16 protein-coding genes are annotated in these 18298 nt (G+C 39.5%); 11 read left to right on the top strand and 5 right to left on the bottom strand.

The annotated features are described in order from the left end of the window. Nucleotides 1-14: 14 nt before the first annotated feature. Nucleotides 15-1238, bottom strand: a complete 1224-nt coding sequence (locus tag ABN080_RS08765; RefSeq protein ID WP_371032673.1) for an aromatic amino acid transport family protein — start codon at nt 1236-1238, stop codon at nt 15-17. 343 nt (nt 1239-1581) lie between these two features. On the opposite strand from ABN080_RS08765, the gene ABN080_RS08760 reads away from it, so the two are divergent. Then, nucleotides 1582-2040, top strand: coding sequence for an Lrp/AsnC family transcriptional regulator (locus ABN080_RS08760; protein WP_072069791.1), 459 nt, complete (start codon nt 1582-1584; stop codon nt 2038-2040). A 73-nt stretch (nt 2041-2113) separates the two neighbouring features. Here ABN080_RS08760 and accC read toward each other — a convergent pair whose 3' ends face one another. From accC to acuI, 4 genes are all read right to left on the bottom strand, one after another. After that, nucleotides 2114-3463, bottom strand: coding sequence for an acetyl-CoA carboxylase biotin carboxylase subunit (gene accC, locus ABN080_RS08755; protein WP_072069790.1), 1350 nt, complete (start codon nt 3461-3463; stop codon nt 2114-2116). 12 nt (nt 3464-3475) lie between these two features. Then, complete coding sequence (accB, locus tag ABN080_RS08750) at nt 3476-3946, bottom strand: acetyl-CoA carboxylase biotin carboxyl carrier protein (protein ID WP_072069789.1); 471 nt, start codon at nt 3944-3946, stop codon at nt 3476-3478. A 34-nt stretch (nt 3947-3980) separates the two neighbouring features. Continuing rightward, complete coding sequence (gene aroQ / locus ABN080_RS08745) at nt 3981-4424, bottom strand: type II 3-dehydroquinate dehydratase (protein WP_072069788.1); 444 nt, start codon at nt 4422-4424, stop codon at nt 3981-3983. 430 nt (nt 4425-4854) lie between these two features. Then, entirely contained in the window at nt 4855-5829 is a 975-nt protein-coding gene (gene acuI, locus ABN080_RS08740) for an acrylyl-CoA reductase (NADPH) (protein ID WP_349440840.1), read from the bottom strand. A gap of 687 nt (nt 5830-6516) precedes the next feature. Here acuI and mreB point away from each other — a divergent pair. The 10 genes from mreB to ABN080_RS08690 all read left to right on the top strand — a co-directional run bounded on the left by mreB (nt 6517) and on the right by ABN080_RS08690 (nt 18298). Further along, entirely contained in the window at nt 6517-7560 is a 1044-nt protein-coding gene (mreB, locus tag ABN080_RS08735; protein ID WP_023582893.1) for a rod shape-determining protein MreB, read from the top strand. Between the two features lie 92 nt (nt 7561-7652). Then, on the top strand, nt 7653-8693 hold the full coding sequence (gene mreC / locus ABN080_RS08730) for a rod shape-determining protein MreC (RefSeq protein ID WP_349440839.1): 1041 nt from the start codon (nt 7653-7655) through the stop codon (nt 8691-8693). A gap of 5 nt (nt 8694-8698) precedes the next feature. After that, a complete protein-coding gene (gene mreD, locus ABN080_RS08725; RefSeq protein ID WP_109409251.1) occupies nt 8699-9187 on the top strand; it encodes a rod shape-determining protein MreD in 489 nt (162 codons plus the stop codon). 53 nt (nt 9188-9240) lie between these two features. Then, nucleotides 9241-9828 (top strand): Maf family protein, encoded by a 588-nt coding sequence (locus ABN080_RS08720; RefSeq protein WP_340894991.1) that lies wholly within the window; start codon nt 9241-9243, stop codon nt 9826-9828. Then, nucleotides 9825-11294 carry a ribonuclease G gene (gene rng / locus ABN080_RS08715; RefSeq protein WP_072069784.1) on the top strand — a complete coding sequence of 490 codons (1470 nt, stop codon included), beginning with the start codon at nt 9825-9827 and terminating at the stop codon, nt 11292-11294. Before ABN080_RS08720 ends, rng begins: the two co-directional genes overlap by 4 nt. Nucleotides 11295-11339: 45 nt before the next feature. Continuing rightward, on the top strand, nt 11340-15140 hold the full coding sequence (gene yhdP, locus ABN080_RS08710; protein WP_349440838.1) for an AsmA2 domain-containing protein YhdP: 3801 nt from the start codon (nt 11340-11342) through the stop codon (nt 15138-15140). Continuing rightward, nucleotides 15137-15997 (top strand): deaminated glutathione amidase, encoded by an 861-nt coding sequence (gene nit1, locus ABN080_RS08705; protein WP_349440837.1) that lies wholly within the window; start codon nt 15137-15139, stop codon nt 15995-15997. Before yhdP ends, nit1 begins: the two co-directional genes overlap by 4 nt. Next, entirely contained in the window at nt 15994-17439 is a 1446-nt protein-coding gene (gene tldD, locus ABN080_RS08700; RefSeq protein ID WP_072069782.1) for a metalloprotease TldD, read from the top strand. Before nit1 ends, tldD begins: the two co-directional genes overlap by 4 nt. 77 nt (nt 17440-17516) lie before the next feature. Further along, complete coding sequence (locus tag ABN080_RS08695; RefSeq protein ID WP_349440836.1) at nt 17517-18017, top strand: ribonuclease; 501 nt, start codon at nt 17517-17519, stop codon at nt 18015-18017. Beyond that, on the top strand, nt 18017-18298 hold the full coding sequence (locus ABN080_RS08690; protein WP_072069780.1) for a barstar family protein: 282 nt from the start codon (nt 18017-18019) through the stop codon (nt 18296-18298). The genes ABN080_RS08695 and ABN080_RS08690 overlap by 1 nt, the downstream gene beginning before the upstream one ends.

The raw sequence follows: 18298 nt of genomic DNA, 5'->3' as shown, positions 1-18298 counted from the left end.
TTTAATACGTCTAATTAAATAAATTTCAAGAAAGGGGAAATACAAAGCAGAATGCCCGTAAAGATAATCAAATACAGTGATCCACCTTTATAACGATGCAATGAAGGTACTTTGTAAACTAAATAAGCAGGAATAAGACAACCTACAATCCCGAAAATAGGACTACAGATTGAAGTGAACATTAATACTGGCAAATTAAGAACAATTGCACCCCATGCAATAACTACAGTAAAAATTACAATACATAATGTGAGGATTTTCTGATTAATTTTTTCTGCGGGAATAATACGAGTAAGAGCATTCATGACTAAGCCTTGTACTGCTTCTTTAAAGCCTAGATAAACGCCAAAGAATGCTGTCATTAAAGCAAAAATATTGAGTGCGACGCCGACAGGCGTGACATATTTAGCCGCATCGCCTTCAATAAATTGCGCTGCGATGGCTAAGGCCGAAATATTCTGCTCATAGGCCTTAACCGCTTCATCATGGCCGATAGCAAAGGTAAAAGAAACGGCATAAAAGAAGACAACACAAAATAGTGTACCGAAAGAAATATTCATGGCTCTTAAGGCTTTATAACGAGCGACTTCAATCGATTTGTTTTTAGCTCGATAAGAGATAACCATCGGACTAAGAGATTGAATAAAGAGAATAGAAGTCAGTGTAAAAGGTAGCGTAATAATGGCATTCTTAATTAATAAGCTAAAAGGCGGGAAGGCATCGATATTTTTCGATAGATCCCACATGCTTATCATCATGACACCTAGCGCAAATACAACGAGTAATTTAGATAACACCATAAAGCTTGAGATTTTAAATAATAACTCTTCACTTCGTGATGCAATTAAGACGAGAAACGAGATAAGAATTAATCCATAAAAAGGGTTTTCTGATAGTAATCCTTCAGTTACGCCAAAGGTGTGTAGGTAAGATGCTGTATCATTAGTCAGCGCTGTTGGATAAGCAAAAATCCAAATCACTAACATTAAAAAGTAAAGTAACCCTAAAAACATTCCCCAGTTTTTACCAAGATAACCTTCGATAACACTTGGGTAGTCTTTACATTCTTTAGAATCGGCAAGAGTATTAATAAATAAGCGTTGAAAGAGGTACATGGCAGGGTAGCCAATAATAGAAGAGAGTAAAAACACCCATAATCCAATTAAGCCAACTTGCACAGGTAAGAACACAATACCTGCGCCAATTGCCATGCCGATACTGATAATAATCCATCCCATATCAGTATTATCGAATCGTGTTAGTTTTTTCCATTCTTCTTTTGAGAGAGAGGCCCTATCAACTTTTTGTTCTAATAAGGTCATACATGTGATCCCATGTGAAAGTAAAATTTATAGTATTTGTTTTGTTAAGTTTATTTATGGAACATGATTTTTAATCATTTTGTATTAGCTGAATAACGATACTTCGAGAATAATTTTAGCAATTAGTGTGATTAATTATTTCTCCATATTGGAAGCTAGACGGACTTATTTATTAATAAAATTCGCTAAAATTGAGTTATGAATTAATTATCTTTGATAAAAACGTTATTTTGATTAATGTCACAGAGGTGTGAATAGAATGGATCTTGACAAAACGGATATGGGGATCCTGAAGCTGTTACAAGAGGAAGGACGACTGAATAATGCTGAAATAGCTAAACGTGTGTTTTTGTCTCCGCCCGCTTGTTGGAAACGATTAAAGGCATTAGAAAAAGGAGTGATCAAGAATTATCGCGCCATCATTGATCCTAAGCACTTAGGGTTTAATTTTTATGCCTTTATGAATATTACGTTAGATTTGCATTCTGAAGATAATATGGCGCACTTTGAACAAGAGATAATGAAGATTGATAATGTGATTTCTTGCCATAATATTTCAGGGCGATATGACTATATGTTGCAATTGGTCGTTAAAGATATGGAAGATTTTCATAACGTTTCCATGATGAAAGTACGAGCAATTGGTAATATCAAAGAAATGAACACCAGTTTTAGCATTCGAGAAATAAAACCTTTTAAAGGGTTTCCTATTAAATAGATGCTTATCAGAAAATTAGTAATAAAAAAGGCACAGTGATTAAACTATGCCTTTTCTTGTTAAGTGAAAAAGATTATTTCTCAGCTAAACCTAAACGTTTTTCAAGGTAGTGAATATTAGTACCACCTTTTTGGAATTGCCCATCATTCATAATGAACTGATGCAGTTCAATATTGGTTTTAATACCGTCAATGATAAGTTCTGCCAATGCATTTTTCATGCGAGAGATCGCGATTTCGCGTGTTTCACCGTAAGTGATCAATTTACCAATCATTGAATCATAGTGAGGTGGAACAGTATAACCTGCGTAAATATGCGATTCCCAACGTACGCCAAATCCACCTGGTGAGTGGAAACGAGTAATAGTCCCCGGGCTTGGCATGAACGTTTTTGGATCTTCTGCGTTAATACGGCATTCAATTGCATGACCATGAACATTAACTTGATCTTGCGTTACTGATAAAGGTAAGCCAGATGCAATGCGTAACTGCTCTTTAATTAAGTCGATGCCAGTGATCATTTCTGTTACTGGATGTTCCACCTGAATACGGGTGTTCATCTCAATAAAGTAGAATTCACCATTCTCATACAGGAATTCGAAGGTACCCGCACCACGATAACCGATTTCAATACATGCGTTCGCGCAGCGTTCGCCGATATTTTTACGGATTTCAGGGGTAATACCCGGTGCTGGTGCTTCTTCAACTACTTTTTGGTGACGACGTTGCATTGAACAATCACGTTCAGCCAAATAGATAGCATTACCTTGACCATCAGCCATGACTTGAATTTCAATGTGGCGTGGGTTTTCAAGGTATTTTTCCATGTATACCATGTCGTTGCTAAATGCCGCTTTTGCTTCCGCACGCGTCATTGTAATCGATTGTTCTAGATCTTTTTCAGAACGAACAACTCGCATACCGCGTCCACCACCGCCGCCAGAAGCTTTGATGATAACTGGGTAGCCAATACGTTTAGCAATTTCAATATTTTTTGCAGTGTCGTTACCTAAAGGACCGTCTGATCCTGGTACACACGGAACACCTGCTTTTTTCATCGCTTCAATGGCTGAAACCTTGTCACCCATTAGGCGGATGGTTTCAGCTTTTGGGCCGATAAAAATAAAGCCAGAGCGTTCAACTTGCTCTGCAAAATCAGCATTTTCAGATAGGAAACCGTATCCTGGATGAATGGCTTGTGCGCCACTGATCTCAGCCGCTGCAATGATTGCAGGGATATTTAGGTAACTTTTTGCTGAAGCAGCGGGACCAATACAGATAGTCTCGTCTGCCAGCAGAACGTGTTTTAAATCACGGTCTGCTGTGGAGTGAACGGCAACTGCTTTGATCCCAAGCTCTTTACATGCTCTTAAGATACGCAGTGCTATCTCACCACGGTTGGCAATGAGGATTTTTTCTAGCATGGACCTGCCTCGTTATTCGATAACAAAGAGTGGAGCGTCAAACTCAACATTGTCGCCGTCTTGGCAAAGGATAGTTTTAACAACACCCGCTTTATCAGATTCAATCTGATTCATCATTTTCATTGCTTCAACGATGCACAGAGTATCGCCGACATTGACTTGCTGACCGACTTCAACAAATTTCTTAGCTTCAGGGCTTGGTGAGCGATAGAACGTTCCGACCATTGGTGAACGAACAACGTGACCACTGATTTCTTGCGTTGGAGTTGCTGCTGGAGTTTCTGGTGCTACTGGCGCAACAGCATTTGCTAACGCAGGTTGAGGAGCCGCTGGTGCCGCAAAATATTGCTGAGGAGCCATTTGACCCTGAAGACCAGTATTACGACTGATGCGTACTGACTCTTCACCTTCAGAAATTTCTAGTTCAGAAATGCCAGACTCTTCGACTAGCTCGATCAGTTTTTTAATTTTACGAATATCCATGAGTTGATTCCGTACTCTTTTTTGATGTTTTTTATTAAGACAAACGGCTGACCGCTGCCTGTAAAGCAAATCGATAACCTTCTGCACCTAATCCACAGATTACGCCTGTTGCGATATCAGAGAGATATGAGTGGTGACGGAAAGGCTCCCGACTGTAGACATTGGATAGGTGAATTTCAATAAATGGAATATTCACCCCTAATAATGCATCACGCAGTGCAACACTGGTATGCGTGAAAGCCGCAGGGTTGATTAATATGTAATCGGTATTTCCCCGCGCTGCATGAATTTTATTTATCAGCTCAAATTCAGCATTAGACTGAAAATGGCTAAGTTTCACATTTAATGCCTGAGCATCTGCTGACAAACTTTGAACGATATCATCCAGAGTTAAGTGTCCGTAGGTTTCCGGCTCTCTTGTTCCAAGCAGGTTTAGATTCGGACCATTCAGGAGCAAAATATGAAAATTTTCCGACATTATGCTTCTATCTCCGTCAATTCGTCAACGAAATGACAAAATAACCTGTGCTTTTCGTTTTGTCATCTTTTATTGTATTCAATGTTACGATACATATCACAAAGTCCGACATTATAGACATTTCACAGAAGATAACAGCAAAATACTGGTCTAATCAGGGAAGGAAGGGGTTATTTTGATGAAAAGTTAAATATTTTTACAAGATTGTAAACGTAAGAAAGCAAAATAAACAGGTGATGAAAAAATAATCATAACATCACGTTATTTATTGATGTCACTGGAAATCTGAACTTTTTTGAGATGAATCGTTAATATATGTTTAAAGTGTGATCCGCATCACAATTATTTCACTGGTTTATATAGAAAGACGCTTATTCTGGCACTAAAAGAAGTGAATTAATGCCAGAAATAAGCAGGTAAAACCTACAAATTAGAGTTTTACTAACGTTCTACCAGTCACTTGGTTATCCATAATCATTTGAGCATAACGTGGAACTTCATCAAGCGTAATTTCTGTCATTGCTTGTTGATAGAATGTTTCTGGCAGTAATTTTAGTAAACGTTGCCAAACTTGGGCGCGTTTTTCCGCTGGAAAATAAACAGAATCGACACCTTGTAAGCGAACATTTCGTAAAATAAAAGGCATTACGGTCGTTGGTAAAGAAAAACCACCCGCCAATCCACAAGCTGCGACTGTTCCGTTATAGTTTGTTTGCGACAAAATATTAGCGAGAATTTGTCCACCTACAGTATCAATTGCACCCGCCCAGCGTTGTTTATCTAAAGCTCTGCCCGCAGGTTCAAATTCTTCGCGAGTGATAATATTTTTGGCACCAAGTTTGCGTAAATAGTCATGATTACTGGCTCTGCCACTTAATGCGGTAACTTGATAGCCAAGGGCGGTTAATAGACTAATGGCTGTACTTCCCACACCTCCACTGGCGCCTGTAACTAAAATATCACCACTTTGTGGCGTTACACCCCCTTGTTCTAATGCCATAACACAAAGCATTGCAGTAAAGCCTGCTGTACCAATTATCATGGCATTTTTTAAGGGTAGCCCTTCAGGTACGGCAGTGAGCCAATCACCTTTTACACCTGCTTTTTGAGCAAGGCCACCCCAATGATTTTCTCCTACACCCCAACCTGTTAATAAAACATGTTGGCCAATATGAAAACGAGGATCTTCACTGTGATGAACGACACCTGAAAAATCGATTCCTGGAACCATTGGAAGTTGGCGTAGTATTTTTCCTTTCCCAGTGATCGCTAACCCATCTTTATAATTCAGTGTAGAGTAATGAATGTCGACAATAACTTCATGAATAGGCAATGTTTTTTCATCGATATCTTGCACGTTGGCATTGAGTTTATCGTCGTGCTGTTCAACTAATAATGCTTTCATCTTGACCCCTTATCGATTTCTATTTGTTTCATGATAAGTGATTTTTTAGATCTCGTCGTGATTGTGCACAATATCTATTGTAATAATGAGACAAATAATCCTTTTTTAGTGTATAAACGGGGGTTCTATGTTTATTGGTACAGAGATTATTCTGAGTTTTATATCTTGGTTATTAGATAACACCGTTAATGTTTGATGATGGGATAAAAATAAGCATTTCCTTAGTGGTTCGAAATAAAGATAATGCATTGTTTATGAAGTATTCGAGGTGGATGTTTTTATTATTTTTTCAGTCAAATTTTGTCGGTGAAACACTATTTAATATCAATAGAGTAATTGTGCTTATTCAAATGAATAAATTTTATTTGAACTTGCAGTGATGCTTTTGAGTCACAGTTTGGCAACGAAGTCAGATTTTTCTTTATTGATAGAAGCGTTGTTTGTATTGTTACATAAGTTAAATATGAACAGCGTAGGATTGAAATTATGCGTTAATCGTTCTAATTAGCCCATTTTTATGCAGTTTTTTTCTGCTCCAATTGGGAAAAGTAACGTAGAATATTGTGCCTTTATGATTATTTACGTGTCCACTTTAATCTAAGTAGTGAATCGCGCCTTGTCGCTACTTATTGTGGTTGATAGAGTAGACGGATTTTTCCGTCCCGGCTTGCAGGATTATCCTTTCGTATGTTTAAAAAATTTCGTGGCATGTTTTCCAACGATTTGTCTATTGACTTGGGTACCGCCAATACCCTCATTTATGTCAAAGGACAGGGTATTGTTCTCGATGAACCCTCCGTTGTCGCTATTCGTCAAGATCGCGCTGGCACATCAAAAAGTGTTGCAGCTGTAGGGCATGAAGCCAAACAGATGTTAGGGCGTACACCTGGGAATATCGCTGCTATCCGTCCAATGAAAGACGGTGTGATTGCTGATTTTTATGTAACCGAAAAAATGCTTCAGCACTTCATAAAACAGGTTCATAACAATAGCTTTATGCGTCCAAGTCCTCGTGTTTTGGTGTGTGTGCCTGTTGGTGCAACTCAAGTAGAACGCAGAGCTATTCGTGAATCAGCATTAAGTGCAGGTGCACGAGAAGTCTTCTTAATTGAAGAACCAATGTCTGCGGCAATCGGTGCCGGCTTACCTGTTTCTGAAGCAACTGGCTCAATGGTAGTGGATATTGGTGGTGGTACAACAGAAGTCGCCGTTATTTCATTAAACGGTGTGGTTTATTCATCTTCTGTCCGTATCGGTGGTGACCGTTTTGATGAGGCTATCATTAATTATGTACGTCGTAACTATGGCTCATTAATTGGTGAAGCAACCGCAGAACGTATTAAACACGATATCGGATCAGCTTATCCTTCTGATGAAGTTAATGAAATCGAAGTTCGTGGTCGTAACCTTGCAGAAGGCGTACCTCGTAGCTTTACATTAAACTCTAATGAAATCCTTGAAGCATTACAGGAACCATTAACTGGTATCGTTAGTGCCGTTATGGTCGCGTTAGAGCAATGTCCACCAGAATTGGCGTCTGATATTTCAGAGCGTGGTATGGTGTTAACAGGCGGTGGTGCGTTATTACGTAACCTTGATCGTTTATTGATGGAAGAAACGGGTATTCCTGTAATTGTTGCTGAAGATCCACTGACCTGTGTTGCGCGTGGTGGTGGCAAAGCATTAGAAATGATCGATATGCACGGTGGCGATCTGTTTAGCGAAGATTGAGATTAATTCTAACAAGGGAGAATGGATTCCCCCTTGATGAGAATGCTAACACCTGTTTTTTTAATTTCTCCGTGTGAGTGATCTTAGAGTTTATGAAGCCAATTTTTAGTCGGGGCCCTTCCCTGCAACTAAGATTAATAATCGCCGTGGTCGTCGCTATCTCCTTATTGATTGCTGATAACCGTATTGGTGCATTTTCTAAAGTCCGCCAGTATCTTGATACTGCTGTTAGTCCCTTCTATTTTCTTGCAAATGGTCCACGTCGTTTCCTCGATCAAATTTCTGAAACGTTTGCAACGCGTGAGCGTTTACAATTTGAAAACCAAGCTTTAAGAAAAGAGTTGTTAGTTCGCAGTGGAGAAAGCCAACTATTAGAGCAATTTAAGCAAGAGAATGCCCGTTTACGAGAATTACTTGGTTCACCTCTTCGCCAAAATGAACAAATGACAGTCACACAAGTTCTGTCTGGCAATAGTACGCCTTATCGAGATCAAGTGGTTATTGATAAAGGAACTAATGATGGCGTCTATGAAGGGCAGCCCGTCATTAGTGATAAAGGTGTTGTAGGTCAAGTCATTGCCGTAAGTGAACTTACGAGCCGAGTACTCTTAATTTGTGATACTTCTCATGCGTTACCGGTACAAGTTTTACGTAATGATATTCGTGTGATTGCCTCAGGCGCAGGTTGTGCGGATGATTTATTGCTTGAAGCTTTACCCGCTAATATTGATATTCGTGTGGGGGATGTTTTAGTGACGTCAGGACTCGGCGGGCGTTTTCCTGAGGGTTACCCAGTGGGTGTTGTTGCTTCAGTTAAGGTTGATAATCAACGAGCTTATTCGGTGATTAATGTTCGTCCTTCTGCTGAATTACAGCGTTTACGTTATTTACTTTTATTATGGAATGCATCAGATAAAACAGGGGAGCCTCCGTTACCTTCAGAGGTGTATCACGCCGCGAATGAGCGTCTAATGCAATTGATGCCACAAGTTTTACCTAATTATGAGCAAGCAGGGCCTCCACTTCCTCGTTCTATGTCTCAAGAGCCATTAGACAATACGCCAGAGGCAGATAATGGAACAACTCCACCAACCACAACACCTGCTACACCTAGCACAACAAGAAGTAGGTAACCTCGATGAATCCTTATCAAAGTCGTGGGCGTTGGATTGTTTGGCTCTCTTTTCTTATTGCACTTGTTTTGCAGATTATGCCGTGGCCAGAACAGTTGGAAGTGTATAGACCTATTTGGCCAATGTTGTTTCTGATTTATTGGATAACTGCGATCCCTCATCGTGTCAGTGTAGGAACTGCATTTGTATTGGGTATGGTTATGGACTTAGTCCAAGGAACAACCTTAGGTGTGAATGCTCTTGCTTATACGTTAGTGAGTTATGTTATTGCTTTTAAATACCAACTTTTTTGTAATTTAGCGTTATGGCAACAAGCCTTAGTGATAATGTTTAGTGTGGTTGTTGTCGATCTTACTGTATTTTGGGCAGAATTTTTACTTTCACCAGTGACTTTTCACCCTCAAGTATTCTGGAATAGCCCAGTCAGTGGTATTCTTTGGCCATGGCTTTATTTTTTACTTCGCAAAGTCCGTCACCAGTTTTCTGTTCACTAAGTTAATTGGCTCATGGCGGTCTCTTTTGCGTTACCGTCATGAGGACATTATCTGTGACCACGCTTTATCTTGCATCCAGCTCACCAAGAAGACGTGAACTTCTCGCGTTATTAGATGTTGAGTTTAGTATTATCACTCCGGCTATTGATGAAATTTGGCAACAAGGTGAAACACCAGAAGATTATGTCCTTCGTTTAGCAAAAGAAAAGTCACAAGAAGGTGTGCGACAAGCACCCTATGATTATCCTGTTTTAGGTTCTGATACCATTGTGGTTCATGATGGTCATATTCTTGAAAAACCGCGTGATAAAGCCCATGCAGCACAAATTTTACGTTCACTCTCAGGTGCAACTCATCAAGTAATGACGGCAATTGCTATCTCTAATAAAACTCGTACATTGAGTCAATTAGTTGTCACACAAGTCACTTTTCGAGAGATGACAGCGAGTGAGATTAGCGCGTATATTGAGTCAGGAGAGCCAATGGATAAAGCTGGCGCTTATGGTATTCAAGGAAAAGGAGGCCGTTTTGTTCAACGGATTGAGGGGAGTTATCATGCTGTTGTTGGATTACCTCTTGTTGAAACTGAAGCATTGATAGCTCAATTTTCGTCTCTAGCCAATGAGAAGGAGATTTCATGACAGCAGAGTTATTAGTGAATGTGACGCCATCTGAAACTCGGGTTGCTTATATTCGTGGAGGCATACTTCAAGAAATTCATGTCGAAAGAGAAGCGAAACGAGGTATCGTCGGAAACATCTACAAAGGTCGGGTAAGTCGCGTATTACCTGGGATGCAAGCTGCATTTATTGACATCGGGCTAGATAAAGCCGCTTTTCTACATGCTTCTGATATTATGCCTCACACTGAATGTATTGCAGGTGAAGAGCAGAAAAAGTTTAATGTTCGTGATATTGCGCAATTAGTCCACCAAGGCCAAGATTTAATTGTACAAGTGGTTAAAGATCCTTTAGGAACAAAAGGTGCTCGCCTGACTACGGATATTACATTGCCTTCCCGTTATTTAGTGTTTATGCCTGGTGCGTCTCATGTGGGTGTTTCTCAACGAATTGATAGTGAAGAAGAGCGCGAGCGTTTAAAGCAACTCGTTGAAGAGTATTGCGATGAAAATGGTGGCTTTATTATTCGTACCGCTGCCGAAGGTGTTGGCGAGCATGAAATTAAGCAAGATGCCGCTTTTCTTAAACGCTTGTGGAATAAAATTATTGAGCGTAAGAAAAGAAATAAAACCCGCATTCAAATTTATGGCGAATTAGCTTTAGCACAGCGTATTTTACGTGACTTTGCAGGTTCTGAATTAGATAGCATACGTGTTGATTCTAAATTAACTTATAATCAACTACAGGAATTTATTGGTGAATACATTCCTGAGTTAACCGCTAAACTTGAATTGCACCAAGGAAATCAACCTATTTTCGATCTCTATGGTGTTGAAAATGAAATTCAACGGGCTTTAGAGCGTAAAGTTGAATTAAAGTCAGGTGGTTACCTCATTATTGATCAAACTGAAGCAATGACGACGATTGATATTAATACGGGGGCTTTCGTTGGTCATCGAAATTTAGAAGAAACCATTTTTAATACTAATATTGAGGCAAGCCAAGCCATTGCTCGTCAATTACGGTTACGTAACTTAGGCGGTATCATTATTATTGATTTTATTGATATGAATAATGATGAACATAAACGTAGAGTATTGGCATCACTTGAACAAGCTTTAAGTAAAGATAGAGTGAAAACGACCATTAATGGTTTTTCTCAACTCGGCTTAGTGGAAATGACACGTAAAAGAACACGAGAAAGTCTTGAGCATGTGCTTTGTGATGACTGCCCAACTTGCCAAGGGCGAGGTACGGTAAAATCAGTTGAAACAGTCTGCTATGAAATTTTACGTGAGATAGTGCGTGTACATAAAACGATTGATGCAGATCGCTTCTTAGTTTATGCCTCTACGGCGGTTGCTGATGCGTTAAAAGGTGATGAATCTCATGCATTAGCAGAGGTTGAAATTTTCGTGGGTAAGCAAGTAAAAGTGCAAACTGAGCTACTCTATAGTCAGGAGCAATTTGATGTGGTGATGATGTAATGGAGTCGCCTTCCTAATGAATATGATGGCAGAAAGGAGACAAAAATGAAGCGGCTACCTAAATACCTGTTAGTGATAACAGTTTTTTGCCTCATCGTTTTTGCCTTGGTGTTAAGCGGGTTTCGTTATTTTCTGCCTCGTTTAGATAATTATCGCCCTGAAATAGAAACGTATTTAACAAAACAACTTAATAGCCCTGTTTCAATAACGAAAATTAATGGGGAATGGCAGAATTTTGGCCCAGATATTCATATTAAAGGGTTTAATATTAAGAATAAAGATGTCAACATTAACGCAGAAAAAGTGACTTTTTCTTTTGATGTGTGGCGTTCATTATTGACTTTTCGTCCTCATTTTCGTGAACTGACCTTTGAGCAATTAGATGTCAATTACCAACGCCCTATTTTTACTGGGCAAAGTGGCGATATTACGCTAACTGCACCTGATGATATTTCTTCGCTTTTTCTTGAACAGTTCGATCGCTTTAAGCTAGTCAAAAGCCGTTTTATTTTTCTAACCCCTTCAGGTGATACCAGTACATTATATGTTCCTGAGTTGATGTGGCTAAATCAAAAACAACGCCACCGTGCTCAAGGTGAAGTCACCCTTGACACACCAGTTAATCACTATGGTGGTTTAAAAGTTCGCCTCGACCTCTATACCACGAATGAAGGTTTAATTGATAATGGTAAGGTATTTCTTACTGCCGATGATATTGATATTTCTCCTTGGCTTAGCCAGTGGGTAAAAAATAATAGTGGTTTAGGTGAAGCTAAAGCAAGCTTATCAAATTGGATTGAAATCACTAAAGGCCGTATTACGGGAAGCCAATTACAAATTCATCAAGGTGAAATGGATTGGCGTAGTGAAGGCACTTCACATGTATTAAATGTTGAAGACTTAATTTTACGCATGAGAAGACAAGAAAATGGTTGGCTTGCTGATATTCCTTATACTCGAAAAATTACCATGGATGGTGAAGAGTGGCCTGATGGCTATTTAGCCGTTCTTTATCAACCGAAAGAAAAACAACATGATGAAGCATGGCGTATTAGAGCTAAAAATATCGAGTTAGATAGGCTGTATGCATTGTTGCCATTATTTTCGTTTTTAACGCCTGATTTTGTACGTCAGTGGCAGTATCGCCAATTTTCTGGTGTGGTTAATGATTTTGCCTTAGATCTTACACCTGAACACTTCGAGCAAAGTGCGATTAATCTCTCTTGGGAAAATGTAGGTTGGAAGCGCTGGCAAGAGATCCCATCAGTGCAACATTTCAGCGGGCAATTAAAAGGGAGTATGCAAAGTGGTGAGTTTAACTTTGCCCTAGCGGACAGTGAAATAGATACTGGCGAATTATTTAAAGCACCACTAAATATCGAAAAAGGAAAAGGAACACTTTATTGGCAACATTCTGGGGATAATTTGTCACTTTGGGGCCAAGGACTCGATATTCAAGCAACATCAGCATGGGTTGCGGGAGATTTTCGTTATGAAAAGCAAGGTGAAGATCAGCGACTTTCTATTTTATCAGGCGTAAGAGTGACCAATGCTGGCGATACATGGCGCTATCTGCCAGAAAAGTATGTTGGTAAAGAACTTACTCAATATCTTTCAGATGCGATTATTGCGGGTAATATCGACAATGGAACATTTATCTTCCATGGTGATCCGGCAGATTTTCCTTTTGATAACCACAAAGGGTGGTTTCAAGTTTATGCCCCTGTTAAACATGCTACGTTTAAATTTGATAGTGAATGGCCCGCATTATTCGATCTCGATATTAATCTAGATTTTAAAAATGATGGATTATGGATGTCATCGTCAGAAGCGAAAGTAGGTAACGCAACAGCGACAAATTTAAGTGCGGTGATTGAAAGCTATCGACAAGAAAAGATCTTAATTAATGCGAATATTCAAGCAACAGGGGATGAACTAAAAGAGTATTTCTTAGATTCTCAAATGGCGAGCATTGGTCATACGCTTGAAGAGCTTAAAGTGGCAGGAAAAATTAATGGCACATTGAAGCTTGATATTCCTTTTGATGGTGATGATGTTGTTGCATCTGGCGAGATAAATTTAAAAAATAATGATGTCACATTGAATTTTATGGATACCACGTTAAAGGGTGTTAGCGGGCAATTTCGTTACCATAATGACAAACTTGAAAGTGATACCTTAACAGCCAATTGGTTTGGCCAGCCACTCGCATTTTCATTTACAAGCCATAATACTACGGATACTTATCGAGTAGATGTAGGCTTAAAAGGCCAATGGGATATTCAAAAAATTCAAGGGTTACCTAGCGATATTCAGCAGAAATTTAGTGGTGTATTCCCATGGAGTGGCAACGTTAATGTTAAGATCCCCGAAAAAGGTGATGTCGATTATCAAGTTGATTTAACAGGGAATATCAATACATTAAAAAGTAAATTAACAGTACCTGAAACTCAAGACTTAAAAAACTCTTCCCCTATTGTGATTTCAGCAAATGGTAATAGTGAAACCTTGACGGTGAATGCTAATGCTGAAAAACAGTGGAAACTTAATAGCCAATGGGGATTAGGCAAACAACTTCGTTTATTACAAGGCAACCTTGTTTCTTCTACTCTCAAATTACCTGAGTTAAGCTCACAACAACGTTTAACCATTGCTCTTAAGGAACTAGAAGGAGATAAGTGGTTACCGACATTAATCGCGTTTTCATCATTAACACCTTCTGAAAATGCAGTGAGTTTTCCTGATAATGTGCATATCAGTTTACCCAATTTAAATTTTGCTGGGCAAAAATGGAATAACCCACAAACTGAAATTATGCGAGTTAGTGATGGTGTAAAATTAGCATTTTCGGGAAGTGAATTACGAGGCGATGTATTTATTCCTGAAACATCGGCACCTTGGCAAGTAAATATTAATTATCTCTATTTTAATGGTGCTTCCACTTCTCAAGAAGAAAAACCATTAAAAATGGCCAATATTCCTGATCCTAATGCATTGAAGTTTTCAGTGAAAAATATTCCTTCTATTGATTTTGAATGTCGGGAGTGTTGGGTTAATGGTCTACTTTTAGGAAAAATTGAAGGTTCGTTAAAACAAAATGAAGGCGCTTTGTTTTTAACTGGCGGTAAATTAGAAAATAGCAGCGGCGAGCTTCAGGTTAATGGAGTATGGTCAGAAGGCCTGGACGGAAAGAACACGACAAAACTAATCGGTAAGCTAAAAGCTGATGAAATTGATGAATTGGCCGCTTACTTTGGGTATATCGTGCCTGTTATACAATCTCCTCTTTCTGCTGATTTTTCATTACAATGGCATGATACACCGTGGAATTTTACTATTGCGAACTTAAATGGTGATATTAAATCTGTTTTAGGCAAAGGACGCATAGAGAAAGTCGATGTAGGACAAGCGGGTAAATTACTACGACTAGTAAGTTTTGACGCGCTTTTACGTAAATTGCAGTTTGATTTTAGAGATACTTTCAGTGAGCATTTTGAATATGATTCGATTAAAAGTGAAATTACGATTAATCAAGGTATTATGAATGCAGAAAGTGTTCGTGTTGATGGTGTTATTGCTGATATTGCGATAAGTGGGAAAGTGGATTTACTTGAACGTAAAATGGATCTACAAGTTGTAGTTACCCCTGAAATTTCAGCTACAGTCGGTGTTGCTACGGCTTTCGCAATAAACCCTATTGCAGGCGCCGCAGTTTTTGCGGCATCAAAGGTTCTGGGACCACTTTGGAGTAAGATTTCAGTTATCCGTTATCATGTGACCGGAACTATGGAACAACCCAAAATTGACGAAGTACTGCGTCAGCTTAAGGAGAATCAGGCGTTATGAAAAAAGTTAATGTCGCACTTTTGCAACTTTGTAGCGGAAAAAATACAAAAAATAATCTGGCGCAAATCGAGCAACAGATTAAGCAATTACCCGATTCAGTGAAGCTGGTATTAACACCTGAAAATGCGTTACTTTTTTCGAACTCTAAAGATTATCATAAACACGCTGAAATTCAGGGTGATGGGCCATTGCAAAATGCAATCGCTAAAATGGCTCAGCGTTACAAAGTGTGGATTTTAGTGGGTTCTATGCCTTTGATTAGTCGAGACTCTTCAGATCAAATTACCAGCAGTAGTTTGGTCTTTGATGATGAAGGCGTTATTCGTGCTCGTTATGATAAAATTCATATGTTTGATGTGAGTATTGACGATGAACAGGGCGAATATAATGAGTCTTCTATTTATCAACGTGGTGAACGCCTAACCGTAGTTGATACCCCTGTCGGAAAATTAGGTTTAACTATCTGTTATGACCTCCGTTTCCCAGGTATTTTCCAAGCATTAAGAGAGAAAGGTGCAGAGATTATTTCTGTACCAGCGGCCTTTACTCGTTTAACGGGAAAAGCACACTGGGAGCCTTTATTACGTGCTCGCGCGATTGAGAATCAGTGTATTATCTTAGCGCCTGCACAAGTGGGTACACATGATACGCGCCGGACTTGGGGTCATACCATGGCGATTGATGGTTGGGGTAAAGTCTTGAAAAAGAACCCTGATGCTGTCAGTGCGCTAACACTCAATGTTGGTGTCGAGAGTTTACACGGTATGCGTGAACAGATCCGGGTCGTGAAACATAACCGCTTTCGCCCGAAACTGACCCACTTAATCAAAAAAGTTAAGGACAAAGAAGAATTATGAGTTTAGCTGTTGTCAGCGAAAGTCTGTTGGAAGCAAACAAACTTAGTTTAGATGATTTAGCATCAACACTAGAGCAGCTTGCACAGCGTCAAATTGATTATGGTGATCTTTATTTTCAATCAAGTTACCACGAAGCTTGGATACTTGATGATCAGATTATTAAAGATGGCTCTTATAATATTGATCAAGGGGTTGGTGTCAGAGCAATTTATGGTGAAAAAACCGGTTTTGCTTATGCTGACCAATTAACGCTTAACGCACTGAATCAAAGTGCGCATGCCGCGCGAAGCATTGTTCAGGCTAAGGGTAATGGTCGTATCCATACTTTAGGTGCTATTCAACATTCTCCGCTGTACAGCTTAAATGATCCGTTACAAAGCCTTTCTCGTGAAGAAAAAATTGCACTATTGCATGAAGTAGATAAAGTTGCGCGTGCTGAAGATAAGCGTGTTAAACAGGTTAATGCATCATTAACAGGTGTTTATGAACATGTGCTTGTTGCTGCAACCGATGGCACATTAGCAGCCGATGTGCGTCCTTTAGTTCGTCTTTCTGTCAGCGTGCTGGTGGAAGAAGATGGCAAACGTGAACGTGGTGCAAGTGGTGGTGGTGGTCGCTTTGGTTATGACTACTTTTTAATGAAAGTTGACGGTGAAAGCCACGCTGTGACTTACGCGCGTGAAGCGGTGCGGATGGCATTAGTGAATTTATCTGCAATTGCAGCACCAGCTGGAACAATGCCTGTAGTACTAGGTGCAGGATGGCCAGGCGTGTTATTACATGAAGCTGTTGGGCATGGTTTAGAAGGTGACTTCAACCGTCGTGAAACCTCTGTATTTTCAGGCCGCCTTGGTGAAAAAGTCACTTCTGAGCTTTGTACTATTGTTGATGATGGCACAATTGAAGGACGTCGTGGCTCTGTTGCCATTGATGATGAAGGTGTTCCGGGTCAATACAATGTGTTAATCGAAAACGGTATCTTAAAAGGTTATATGCAAGATAAGATGAACGCTCGTTTAATGGGGGTTGCTCCGACAGGAAATGGTCGCCGTGAGTCTTATGCACATCTTCCTATGCCTCGTATGACTAATACTTACATGCTGGCGGGTAAATCGTCACCAGAAGAGATTATTGCGAGTGTTGATCGTGGTATTTATGCACCTAATTTTGGTGGTGGTCAGGTTGATATTACATCGGGTAAATTTGTTTTCTCAACATCTGAAGCTTATTTAATTGAAAACGGAAAGATAACAAAACCGATTAAAGGGGCAACGTTGATTGGTTCAGGTATTGAAGCCATGCAACAAGTCTCAATGGTGGGCAATGATCTTGCGTTAGACAAGGGGGTCGGTGTTTGTGGTAAAGAAGGACAAAGCCTACCTGTTGGCGTTGGTCAACCAACCTTGAAGCTGGATAAAATCACGGTAGGTGGTACGGCTTAATTATTGCTATCGTTATTTAGGCGTATTTATTAAACTCCATCAATTGATGGAGTTTTTTATCATGAAGGTGTTAATTTATGGGTAAACGTTTATTACCAGTTATTATTGTTATTGCTGTTTTATTTGGTGTTCTTTATAAGGGTTTGCTTCCTGAAAGCGAAACATCAGTATCTTCATCGTCAATTTCTATTCCACCATCATCTAGCAATAGCACCAATAAACCGGCACAAATTCCACTGTCTATCGATGAAAAAACGCAAGCTAGTGCAGTGGCTAACTATTTACAACGACATCAACAACTACCTGATTTTTATCTCACTAAAAAACAAGCAAGAGAAAAGGGCTGGAATGCAAAAGCAGGTAATTTGTGTGAAGTATTACCAGGAAGGGCTATTGGTGGCGATCGCTTTATGAACCGTGAAAAACAGTTACCCGAAGAAGCGGGACGTCAGTGGTATGAAGCCGATGTAAATTATCAATGTGGTCATCGAGGTAGTGATAGATTGCTCTATTCGAATGATGGGCTTATTTATGTCACCATGGATCATTATCGTACAATGACAAAAGTGGCTCCTTAATGAAACAGGTTATTTTTGATTTTAAGATGCTGGCAGATAGAGATGCTTTTTATCGGGATTTTGCATTGCAATTTCAGTTAGATGAGCATTTTGGTAATAACTTAGATGCATTATGGGATGTGTTAATGGGGGAAATTGAGTTACCAGTAAAAATCATTTTTAAGCATTTACCTCATCATTCTAGTGATTTTCAGCCTTTAGTTGAGTTAATGCAAGATGCGCAAAACGAACTAGGTAAAGCATTATTGAGCTTTAGTTGTGAGCATAAAAATCAAAAATAG

It is taken from the genome of Proteus sp. fly-1089 (assembly GCF_040138965.1).
GTDB classification, from domain to species: domain Bacteria; phylum Pseudomonadota; class Gammaproteobacteria; order Enterobacterales; family Enterobacteriaceae; genus Proteus; species Proteus vulgaris_B.
This window is presented reverse-complemented; position numbering and strand designations above follow the sequence as displayed.